This is a genomic window from Mesorhizobium sp. M0587 (genome assembly GCF_040320945.1).
Taxonomy (GTDB): domain Bacteria; phylum Pseudomonadota; class Alphaproteobacteria; order Rhizobiales; family Rhizobiaceae; genus Mesorhizobium.
The window spans coordinates 18,013-28,334 of sequence record NZ_JAMYQP010000058.1 but is presented as its reverse complement, the minus strand read 5'-3'; the positions used below and the strand labels follow the sequence as shown (position 1 = coordinate 28,334).

Below are 10,322 nucleotides of genomic sequence, written 5' to 3'. Positions count from 1 at the left end.
TCCCCCGTGAAATCGAGGACATTCTGACGATCTCGACGGCCGAACGGCACCGCTGGCTGAAAGATGGTCGCTTGCAGAGCGCCGGGACGAAAACGGTGAAACTGCGCGGGCGGGCAAGGAACATCACCTTTCACGTGTTCGACCCGCAGCACGTGGAGGATGTGCTTGACCGCGACCTGGTTACGGTCTGGCGCGAACAGGACGCAGCGACAGCTGCGGAGAATAGGCGGCGAGCCGCGGGGAGGGCCGCTATGAAACGCGCTCAAAGAAGCGGTCGCGGAACTGCAGCTTCAGCTGGCTATGGCCCCGATGAGAACGCGCTCTCCGATTTGCGCGGCTGGGAAGATTTTGAGAAGGACGGACTCCTGCGCTGATGGGCCGGGCGCACAAGCAGGTTAGGGTGTTTGCCTGCGCCGTGCGAGATGCGCAAGGAGGGCCGTCAAACGCATCGCGTTCAGGACCCGTTTCGCAGGGACACCGCCCTTGCGCGCCATCTCGACACCTAACGGCGTCCGCTCGGGCCACAGCTGCAGACGCCGCACAGAAAAATCTTGCATAAAATTGACTCGGCGCATCGGATCTGGCCCGGGCACGAATATGAACCTCATCAGCGTCGACATACGAATGCTCCGATCGCTGCAATGTGTCGCCAAAACCGGCAGCATTACGGAGAGGCGCGGCGCCTCAGCCGCTCACAACCGGCCATTACCCTGCAACTTCAGCGACTCGACGACTTTTGCGGCTGCAACCTGTTCCGTCATGACGGACGCAAGATGGCGCTTACTTCCGACGGCAGGGTGGTGCTTTCTTATACAAATTCGATCCTGCGCCTGCACGACGAGCTGCTGTCACGCCTCTCGTCGCCCGACATCGAAGGCCAGGTGATCCTTGGTATGCCCGATCTCTACGCGGCCTATCTGCTGCCGTCGATCTTGGCCGTATTCCAGCGCGCCTTCCCGCGTGTCCAGGTCCAGCTTCAATGTTCGCTGTCGACGCCGCTGGTCGCGCAGGTCCATCGCGGCGAAATCTCAAGCAGCAATGCCGACGGCCGCGGCGCGGTGTTCTACGGGACAAGGCCATCGACCGTTCGCCGGGCGGCACCGGGACGTCGGCGCGCATGGGGCAACTCCACGGCAAGGGACGACTGAAGGTCGGCGACAGCTTCCGCCAGGAAAGCCTGATCGGCACGGTGTTCGAGGGCCGTGTCGAGGCCGAGACCGACGTAGGGCTTTTCAAAGGCATCAAGCCCAGTGTCGGCGGCTGGGCGCGGATCATCGGCCACAATACGATCTTCGTCGACGACCGCGATCCGTTGGCTCACGGTTTCCAAATCCAGTAACGGGACGGGAAGTTGAAAAACTAGTCCTCGCGCTTGCGCTTTCTTATCGCCAACCTAAATCTGCCTCGAGTCAACGACCGGGGTGGCCCAATCCTAAGTCCGGTTCGAGCGGAGCCAAACTGCACCGCAATGGCCGATACAAGGCGCAAAGCTGCCGTTCGCGTCGTGGATAGCTTTCGGGTCAGACTCTCCCGCTCCCTACCGGTCTTTGCAGCACCGAGACAGGCCCATCACGCCCGACACTGTAGAAAATATCGCATGCTCTCCGAGTGGGGGGAAAGGCGGTGGCGCTCTGGCGACTCGATCCCCTGCATCGAATGGCATGACGGGGGGACCATCTGGGCCAGATCGAGGGCAATTGCTACAGATTGTTTCAGGTGCGAAGGCATTGCGCGAACAGAGAAATGATCGGGAACCGAATCAATCCACAGAAATATTTAGTTGGTATTTTTGTTGGTTAGCTCTGCCATTGCCCGAGTCATAACTATTTGAAACGAAAACGAGATTTCCTTGGCTTGGATTCCGCCTCTGGGCACCATCCCCTTCCGGTCCGTTCCGGACACATTTGTTCCCGGTTCCTCCGCCTGCCGCCACATCTCCTTGCTGAAAGAATGCAGCGAGTGCTCGATAGAGATGCAGATCACCGTCCGATCTTTTGACACATTTAGTGATTTGCACGAGGCCGCTGATGGGGCTCTGGTAAGTACACGCCTTTCCGGCTTCAGGCACTTGGCGGAAAGGGTGGGGGTGTGAAAGGGTGGCCAAGCATGGCCCTAGCAAGCACCATTGTCTTGAGCGGCGACTATGGCTACGACAGCTATAAAGTATCCGGTCTGGCCGCCGACACCACTATCGATGCCACCAACGCCTCGTGGATCGTCGCCAATCAGGGAAGCCCCACCAACCTCTATCCCTTCGCGGTCGTCAACCCCGGCGACAACCTCGTGGCTTTGGGCGGCACGATCAACGGCACGGTCTCCCAGACCGGCGACTGGGAGAACATTTATGTCAACTCCGCGGCAGTCCGTGTAAATTCAGCCCACAGCTTTGTCATCGACGACTGGACAATCACCAAGCCCTGGGACGGCATCCGTGTCGGCGGCACCGGCACCTTCCTCATCGACGATAGCTATGTCGGCTACTCGCGAGACGACGCGGTCGAGGACGACGACGTCATCGGCGGCACTATCAAGGATTCCCTGTTCGACAACGTGTTTTCCGGAGTGAGCCTTGGTGACGGCGACGTGGATGGATCTGACAACTCGGTCATCATGGATGGCATGCTTCTGGGCATGGGAGAGTACCTTCGCAAAGGCGAGCTGACGCACGGCTCGCCGTTCAAACTCGACAAGGGCATAGGCTCACACGATATCGTTCCCAGCCTGCACTTTATCGATTGTGTGGTGGCGATCACCGACGTCCACCACAACGGCATGGAACGGCTGCAGCGGGCTTGGGACAAGACGGTCGAGTCACACGGCAATTACTACCTCAACCTCTCTGACACGCCGCTGCCGTCCGATTATCCAATGCCGCCGGCCGGCTGGACGGTCCTTCAAGGCCAGGCGGCCCGCGATTACTGGGCCAACGCCAAGGCGGCCTGGCATACAGCCCATGACGGAACCGACCAGCCACCGCCACCTCCGGCACCGCCGACCGACCCGGCCAAGGGGACCACCGGGAACGACACTTTTGTCGGCACCGGCGCGGCCGATACCTATGATGCCCTGGCTGGCAACGACACACTGCGGGGCAAGGGTGGCAACGACGTGCTGAGCGGTGGCGCCGGCAAGGACACCTTCGTGTTTGACACGGCCTATGGCCCCGGCAATGTCGATAAACTCATTGATTTCCACGCGGCGGATGACGCGCTTTACCTCGACAATGCCGTCTTCACCATGCTCGGCCAAGGTTCCTTGTCCAGCCCGACGCAGGTGAACTCGTCGTACTTCGAGTTGCGCGAACACGCCACCAGCCACAACGATTACCTGCTCTACAACCAGAGCACGGGCGTTCTGTACTATGACCCCGATGGCTCGAAACCGATGGCCCAAGTGGAAATCGCCCAGCTAGAGCCCGGGACTACCCTGACCTTTCATGACGTGTTCATCATTTGATCGCTCATGGATGGACCGTGCAGCGTCTTCATGATGCGACGCAGGCACTTGGTTCTGGACGTGTTCCGCGGCGTGGACGTGCAGCAACGGCGTGCTGCCGGTCTCGCACAGCGTTGGCGTTGCTGCGCTTCCGATCCCAAGCTTTGATTCTGCAATCTCAAGAGGAATTTGAAGGACGCGCTATGGCCAGGTTTCTTCACCGGAGCGCCAGGGCAAATCTGCGGTGAATGGCCAACGCGATTTGTGACTGATTTCGTCGCCCGTAACCGACTGGTGAACGACGCGTCGTGTCAGCCCACGACCTTGGTCAAGCGATGCAGGGCGAAATCGGCGAAATAGTCGCCGACGCCTCTCGCCTGGAAACGCTGCATGGCGGCGCCTTGCATATGGGCGCGCCATAGATCTTCGCTTGCCCAGGTCTCGACGAAGATGCGGATACGGCCGTCGTCGAGCGACTGGTGCAACTCATAGCGCAGGCAGCCATCCTCGAGCAGGGTCTCGGCGACCAGCTGTTCCTGGGCGGCGCCGAGCGCCGCCTCCTTGCCGGGCTTGGCGGTGGTGATGGCGATGACGGTAAGTGGAGACTGTGACATCAAATTCTCTCTTTCAGGCGATGGTGTTGATCAGGCCGCCCTCGGCGCGCAGGGCGGCGCCGTTGGTGGCCGATGAGCGTGGGCTGGCGAGATAGGCGACGAGGTTTGCGATCTCTTCCGCGTCCACCATGCGTTGGAGGATCGAGGCGGCGCGCGCGGTGGCGAAGAATTCTGCCTCGATTTGCTTGATCGGAGCGGCGGGGTCTCTGGCCTGGCTGCGCAGGAAGGTATCGATGCCGTCCGAACGGGTAGGCCCCGGCATCACCGCGTTGACCGTGACATTGGTGCCGCGCGTCAATTGCGCCAAGCCCCGCGAGATCGAGAGCTGCGCTGTCTTGGTGGTCGCGTAGTGGATCATGTCGGCCGGGACGGCGAGACCGGATTCGCTGGAGATAAAGATGATCCGGCCCCAGTTTCGCTCCAGCATGCCCGGCAGATAGGCGCGCGACAGGCGCACGCCGCTCATCACGTTCACATCGAACATATGGCTCCAGTCCGCGTCGGCGATGTCTCCGAACTGCTTGCTCTCATAAATGCCGAGATTGTTGACGAGGATATCGACCGCCGGCGCGACATTAGCGACGAGCGCTGCGCCCTCGGCGCTGGCGGCGTCGGCCAGCACGCCACTGACGGCCTTGCCTCCGGACGCCTCGACGCTGGCGATCGCCGCATCGAGTTTCGCCCGGTCGCGCCCGGTGATGATGACTTTTGCGCCTTCGAGCGCGAGTGCACGGGCGATTTCGAGCCCGATGCCCGCGGTGGCGCCGGTGACAAGGGCGGTCTTGTCGTTCAGATGCAGATCCATGAAATGCCTCCAGATTGTGTCTGAAAGCTATTTATGATTTGGGAGCGCTAAGAACTATTGCCGCGAGGGGATACACACCTGTGAATGAGAAGCATCAATGCCGCGCATCCTGATGGAACGCTCAGGCGAGATGGAAGTGTTCGCGCGCGTGGTCCAGGAAGGTGGTTTCTCGGCTGCGGCGCGCAGCCTGGACATCACACCGTCGGCTGTCAGCAAGCTGATCGCGCGTCTCGAGGCGCGGCTTGGCACGCGTCTTCTGGTCCGCACGACGCGCGCGCTTACCCTGACTGGCGAGGGCGAGGCCTATCATCATGCCGCGCTGAAGATTTTGCAGGATCTGAACGACGCCGACCAGGAAGCGTCTGGAGGGGCGGTTCGGGGGCGGCTGCGGGTCAACACCACCATCCCCTTCGGCACGATGTTCGTTGCCCCGGCCATGCCGGCCTTCATCGCACGCAATCCCGACCTCATTGTCGACCTGAGCTTCACGGACGGGATCGTCGATCTCGTCGCCGAGAAGACCGATGTCGCCATCCGCATGGGCAATTTGCCGGACAGCGGACTGATTGCGCGCAAACTCGGGCAGAGCCGGCGTGTCGTATGCGCCGCTCCAAACTATATCGCGCGCCATGGCAGGCCTGCAACGCCGGCCGATCTCGCACGCCATGGCTGCCTGACCTTCAACTTCCGCCGCACCCGGCCATCCTGGCCTTTCCGCTTCGAAGGCAGGGAAATCGGGCAACCCGTCACCGGCAGCCTCGTCGTGAACAATGGCGAGACGATGAAACAGATGGCGCTTGCCGGCGTGGGCATTGCGCGGCTGGGTCTATTCCATGTCGCTACCGAGATTGCCGAGGGCAGGCTCGTGGCACTGCTCGAAGATTTCAATCCGGGTGATCTGGAACTGGTGCATGCGATTTACGTCGGCGGCGGGCCGTTGCCACACCGTGTCCGCGCTTTTCTTGAATACATGATCGAAGTGATGGCTGAAACTCCGCTCCTCAAGGCGCATTAGCTTGGCTTTCTGGTCAATTTGCCGAATAGCGGCCACGTCGTTTCCTGGCGCGACTCGCCAGACGAAACGACTTTGCGCTCGTCGGCTCATCAGCGGACTCATTTTGCTTGGTGATGCCCCTGCCCTGGGGCAAACTACCCCCTGGGGCTGCAGGAGGAGAAATGAGAGCACGCGCAGCAACGCTTGGGGATCTGGAGGATGTCTTTCGGGACCTGTCCAAGCGGATGTCGGATGAGTATGTCGCCGCCGGCAAGGACAGCAAAATCGCCTACGACAACCTGATGATGAATTTGAAGGAAGGCCGGGCGCACGCGCTTGTCGAGGGCGACAAGACGGTGGCGATCATCGCCTGGCATGAAAACAGCGACGCCGCCGACACGTCGTTCGCCGCGCAGGAGGACTTCTTCCGGGCCGCGACCGTCCGCTTCTGCAAGCGGCATATCAGGCACATCCAGGCGCTCGCCGGCAACCTTCCCATCCATTCACGAAGCTGGCTGCGGGGACCTGACGTCGCCCGGTGGTTTCGCATCATCGGTTATGTCGAGCGCGGCCAGGAGAACGGCGCAAACCTGTATGAGCTGGAGCCGGCGCGCGCCGGGTAAGCGTCCTTGCCGCACCGCGGACGCCGCGTGCAGCGCGCGGTTCACCGCGAGGATCGACATGTGGTTTTCGCCGGCATGCAGCTCGAAGCTCGCGCGTGCCTCGACTTGGACATGAATATCTCCCCAGGGACAAAAAGTCAGCGGCGGCGCAGCAGCCACATCAGCACCGGACCGTCGATCAGGGTGGCTACGAGACCGGCCGGGACCTGGCGCGGGAAAATGGCGGTGCGGCCAATCCAGTCGGCGGCGACCATGATGAGCGCGCCGGCGAGCACGGCGCCTATGGCTTGCGGCAGCGCGCGGGAAAGGCCGAGACGTCGGGCAAGGTGCGGCGCCATCAGGCCGATGAAGGTCAGCGGCCCGACCACCAGCGTCGAGGCGGCAGTGAGGGCGGCGACCATCAAGAGCACGAGAAGCCGCGTCGCCCGCAAGTCGACGCCTAGGCTTTGCACCGCGGCGGAGCCGAGCGGCAGCATGTCCAGCTAGCGCATGAAGAGCGGCGCCAGCAGGAACAGGCCAAGGGCGATTGCCGAGGTCAGAACCGCCGAGCCGGCATCGACGCCATAGGTCGAGCCGGTGAGCCAGTTGAGCAGCAGCATGGCGCGCGGATCGCCGGTGGCGGTGAGCACCAGGATCAGCGCGTCGAACAAGGCCGTCAAGGCCACGCCGGCGAGCAGCAGACGTTCCGGCGTGTAGGCGGCACGGCGGCCGATCGTCAGCGTCACCAGCAAGGCGGCGAAGGCGCCGATAGTGGCGGCGGCGGTCTGCAGCGGGCGGCCGGCGTCGGAGAGTGCGAACAGTGCCACCATCATGCCGAGCGCGGCACCGGCGCTGATGCCGAGCACTTCGGGGCTGGCCATCGCATTGCCGGTCAGCCGCTGCATCATCAGCCCGGCCAGCGCCAGCATGGCGCCGGCGGCGAACGCGGCGGAGACCCTTGGCCACCGCCAGGACAGCAAAGGCTGCATCTGGTCGCCGAGGGCGAGGGTCCAGCCATGCGGTCCCGGTCCATAAAACGGGGCAAGTCCCAACAGCGCAAGCAGAGCCAAGCCGATCAGCGCCAGCGCGAGGCCGGGCCGGCCCGTCCTGGGCAGGCGCTCAGCGGCCGGGGCCTCGGCGCCAAGCGAAAGGCGCGGCAGCAGCCACAGCAGCAGCGGTGCGCCGAGAAGTGCCGTGATGGCGCCAGTCGGCAGCAGATCGCCTTGCGGTCCGGTCGCGATCTGCACGGCCTGATCGGCTGCCCACAGCAAGGCGCCGCCGATGAGCGGCGCCGCCACCAGCTGCTGGCCCAGCCGGCGCGCACCGCCGATGCGGGCAAGGGTCGCGGCGGCGAGGCCGACGAAGCCGATCACGCCGACGGCGGCAACGACGAAGGCGACCAGCGCGACGGCCGCCGCCAGTCCGGCGAAGCGATAGGCGCCGAGCGGGACGCCGAGGCTGCGCGCGCCTTCATCGTCGAGGCCAAGCAAGGTCAGCGGCCGCACCATCAGGCCGATCGCCAGCGCGGCGGCCCCGAGGCGCGGCAGCAGCCATAGCGTCGTCGACCAGTCCTGCTGGCCGAGCGAACCGGCACCCCAGATGAACAGGCTAGCCAGCCATTCATGCCGCAGCACCACCAGGGCCGCACCGATGGCGCCGGCATAGAGGCTGACGACAAGCCCGGCCAGCACGACCGAAAGCGGCGACAGGCCCTTGTGCCAGGACAGGGCGAAGACCACGGCGAGCGCTCCGAAGGCGCCGGCAAGCGCCACCCATTCGCGGCCGAAGGCAAGCGAGGACGGAGCGAGCAGCGTTGCCAGCGCCAGCGCCAGGTAGGCGCCGGCCGAGATGCCGACGGTTTCGGGCGAGGCCAGCGGGTTGCGCAGCACCTGCTGCAGGACAGTTCCGGCCAGTCCGAGTGCCGCGCCGCAGAGAAGGCTGACGGCCAGCCTGGGCAGGAAGGCGTAGTGGACCAGCACCTGCCGCATGTCCTCGACATCGGGGCTAGCGAGCGCGTCGAGCCAGAGCGCCGGCGGCAATTGCACGACAAGGTTGGAGAGGGTCGCGGCGGCGGCAGCGCCGACAAGAACGGCGCAAAGCAGGATAGCGGCGACCCGATGCCGGTCGAGCATGCGAGGCGCGCGGCTGGCCGGGGCAAGGCCGGCATCACCGGGGAAGGTCGCCTCCCTTTCAGCCATCGGCGCGCTCCGCGATCAGCGCCTGCGCCAGCAGCCGGGCAAAGCGGCTCGCCGAGGGCAGCGTGCCGAACATCAGCACTGGGGCAAGGCGCATGATCGAACGGTTGCGCACGAAAGGCATGGCGTTCCAGACCGGGCTTTCGGTCAGCGTGCCGCCGGCCCCTTCGGGCAAGGGCTCGATATAGGCAAGCCGTGCGTCGTCCGACGTCGCCAATCCGTCGATGCCGACGGTCGCAAACCCCCAGTAATTCGTCTCGCCGGTCCAGGCGTTGCGGACGCCGATACGGTCGAACACCGCCTGAAACAGGCTTTTCTGGCCGTAGACGCGCACATTGCGCGGATCGAGGAAGTTGACGACGTAGATCGGCCGGTCCGCAAGCGCTGCCAGTTGCTGCCTGACATCGGAGAAACAGGCCTCCGTCGCCGCGATCAGCGCCTCGCCTTCGCTTTCCTTGCCGACAAGCGCCGCGAGCTGGCGGGTCGCCTCGATGGCGCGTTGGTAGGGCTGGCCCTGCTCGGTGTAGATGCCGATCGTCAGCACCGGCGCCACGCGTTCGAGCAGCGGCTTGATGCCGTCGAGATAGGGGGTGGCGAGGATGATGTCGGGCCGAAGCTGCTGGAGGTATTCGAGATTGGGTTCCAGGAGCGTGCCGATATCGGCAACCTCAAGCGGCAGCGGCGGCTCGACCACCCATTTCTCCCAGACCTCGCGGTCGGCGATGGCGACCGGGGTGACGCCGAGCATCAGCAAGGTCTCCGCCAGCCCGTCATCGAGGCAGACGATGCGCAGCGGCTTCGCCTCGGCGGCCTGGGGTACCAGTCCGGCCAAGGGCAGCATGAAAAGCGCGAGCGCGCCGCGCCGGGTCATCCCGGACGGGCGGTTGGCTGTTCCTATCGGCCTGGATTTCCGGTTTGTTTCCAATTCGGCATGCCTGTCTGCGGATCCTGGTCCCAGCGACCAATGCCTGGTTGAGTATAAAACATGATTTTCGTAGTCAACATTCCAGACGTCTGAGGAGCGAACAATCCGCCCGAGCGCATGCCGGGCACCGCGACTTCCGGCCGCAGGCGCGCAGGAAAATCCGTGTGCCGGCCGAATTCATCCGCGGCCCCGTTTTTTCCTTACGGAGGCGGTCCACATGGACGGGCCGCCGGCTTGCCGCCCCGGCTCATTGCGGGAAGGATCAGAGCGGTGTGTTCCCGAAAAGCGGTGACAAGCGCCGCCGGAAGGTGTTGAAGATGACGGCCGACACGGGAGGGGCGTGTGATCGGGTTGCACTCGGCAAGGGTTGATGGTTTGTTGCCGGTCAGCGGAGAATGACAGATGCGAGAATCAATCGGTCAAGACGAATATGGGTCGACCAGCCCTTTCGATCCGGACGACCTGCCGAATCTGAACGCGATCGGACCAGGAATCGGGAGCAATGATTTCGAGAAATACGCGGTGGCTGTGATCATCGTGTTCGGCGCGCTGATCATTGGGGGGCTGATGGCCGCATCGTTGACGTTCGGCCATCGCAACGGCTTCCTGTTCGCGCTTGGCGGCGCCACGTCGGCCTGGATATCGGGAAACGCGCTTCTGCTCGACCGGCCGCGCATCTACGCGCTGTTCGTCGGCATCGCCGCCCTGATGCTGATTGCATCGACCGTCACGCTGATTTCGTGACGTTCCGC

At 63.7% G+C, this 10,322-nt stretch carries 7 protein-coding genes and 4 pseudogenes; 7 read left to right on the top strand and 4 right to left on the bottom strand.

Annotated elements, in window-relative coordinates; all coding sequences use genetic code 11:
- The 4 genes and pseudogenes from NKI49_RS30825 to NKI49_RS30810 all read left to right on the top strand — a co-directional run.
- A pseudogene (locus NKI49_RS30825) lies at window positions 1-374 on the top strand (hypothetical protein); the annotation flags it as partial.
- A gap of 267 nt (window positions 375-641) precedes the next feature.
- Window positions 642-968 (top strand): annotated as a pseudogene (locus NKI49_RS30820) (LysR family transcriptional regulator); the annotation flags it as partial.
- Window positions 969-1,031: 63 nt separating this feature from the next.
- A pseudogene (locus NKI49_RS30815) lies at window positions 1,032-1,339 on the top strand (proline racemase family protein); the annotation flags it as partial.
- A 767-nt stretch (window positions 1,340-2,106) separates the two neighbouring features.
- The gene (locus tag NKI49_RS30810; protein ID WP_352607541.1) at window positions 2,107-3,456 is read left to right on the top strand and encodes a calcium-binding protein; all 1,350 of its coding nucleotides are present in this window, start codon (window positions 2,107-2,109) and stop codon (window positions 3,454-3,456) included.
- A gap of 290 nt (window positions 3,457-3,746) precedes the next feature.
- Here NKI49_RS30810 and NKI49_RS30805 read toward each other — a convergent pair whose 3' ends face one another.
- Both NKI49_RS30805 and NKI49_RS30800 read right to left on the bottom strand, forming a co-directional pair.
- Window positions 3,747-4,049, bottom strand: a complete 303-nt coding sequence (locus NKI49_RS30805; RefSeq protein ID WP_352607539.1) for a putative quinol monooxygenase — start codon at window positions 4,047-4,049, stop codon at window positions 3,747-3,749.
- A 13-nt stretch (window positions 4,050-4,062) separates the two neighbouring features.
- Window positions 4,063-4,854 (bottom strand): SDR family NAD(P)-dependent oxidoreductase, encoded by a 792-nt coding sequence (locus NKI49_RS30800; protein ID WP_352607537.1) that lies wholly within the window; start codon window positions 4,852-4,854, stop codon window positions 4,063-4,065.
- A 97-nt stretch (window positions 4,855-4,951) separates the two neighbouring features.
- Between NKI49_RS30800 and NKI49_RS30795 the strand changes: the two genes are divergently transcribed.
- Window positions 4,952-5,869, top strand: a complete 918-nt coding sequence (locus NKI49_RS30795; protein WP_352607536.1) for a LysR family transcriptional regulator — start codon at window positions 4,952-4,954, stop codon at window positions 5,867-5,869.
- 161 nt (window positions 5,870-6,030) lie between these two features.
- The gene (locus tag NKI49_RS30790) at window positions 6,031-6,471 is read left to right on the top strand and encodes a hypothetical protein (protein WP_352607534.1); all 441 of its coding nucleotides are present in this window, start codon (window positions 6,031-6,033) and stop codon (window positions 6,469-6,471) included.
- Window positions 6,472-6,608: 137 nt separating this feature from the next.
- On the opposite strand, the pseudogene fhuB reads toward NKI49_RS30790, so the two are convergent.
- Window positions 6,609-8,648 (bottom strand): annotated as a pseudogene (gene fhuB / locus NKI49_RS30785) (Fe(3+)-hydroxamate ABC transporter permease FhuB).
- The gene (locus NKI49_RS30780; RefSeq protein WP_352607532.1) at window positions 8,641-9,516 is read right to left on the bottom strand and encodes an ABC transporter substrate-binding protein; all 876 of its coding nucleotides are present in this window, start codon (window positions 9,514-9,516) and stop codon (window positions 8,641-8,643) included. The pseudogene fhuB and the gene NKI49_RS30780 overlap by 8 nt, the downstream one beginning before the upstream one ends.
- A 456-nt stretch (window positions 9,517-9,972) precedes the next feature.
- On the opposite strand from NKI49_RS30780, the gene NKI49_RS30775 reads away from it, so the two are divergent.
- Window positions 9,973-10,314, top strand: a complete 342-nt coding sequence (locus tag NKI49_RS30775) for a hypothetical protein (RefSeq protein WP_352607530.1) — start codon at window positions 9,973-9,975, stop codon at window positions 10,312-10,314.
- Window positions 10,315-10,322 lie beyond the last annotated feature (8 nt).

Bases quoted from the DNA above. Each gene is read 5' to 3' on its own strand.
- NKI49_RS30780 (WP_352607532.1), bottom strand. From the start codon at position 9,516: ATGACCCGGCGCGGCGCGCTCGCGCTTTTCATGCTGCCCTTGGCCGGA.
- NKI49_RS30790 (WP_352607534.1), top strand. From the start codon at position 6,031: ATGAGAGCACGCGCAGCAACGCTTGGGGATCTGGAGGATGTCTTTCGG.
- NKI49_RS30795 (WP_352607536.1), top strand. From the start codon at position 4,952: ATGCCGCGCATCCTGATGGAACGCTCAGGCGAGATGGAAGTGTTCGCG.
- NKI49_RS30805 (WP_352607539.1), bottom strand. From the start codon at position 4,049: ATGTCACAGTCTCCACTTACCGTCATCGCCATCACCACCGCCAAGCCC.
- NKI49_RS30775 (WP_352607530.1), top strand. From the start codon at position 9,973: ATGCGAGAATCAATCGGTCAAGACGAATATGGGTCGACCAGCCCTTTC.
- NKI49_RS30810 (WP_352607541.1), top strand. From the start codon at position 2,107: ATGGCCCTAGCAAGCACCATTGTCTTGAGCGGCGACTATGGCTACGAC.
- NKI49_RS30800 (WP_352607537.1), bottom strand. From the start codon at position 4,854: ATGGATCTGCATCTGAACGACAAGACCGCCCTTGTCACCGGCGCCACC.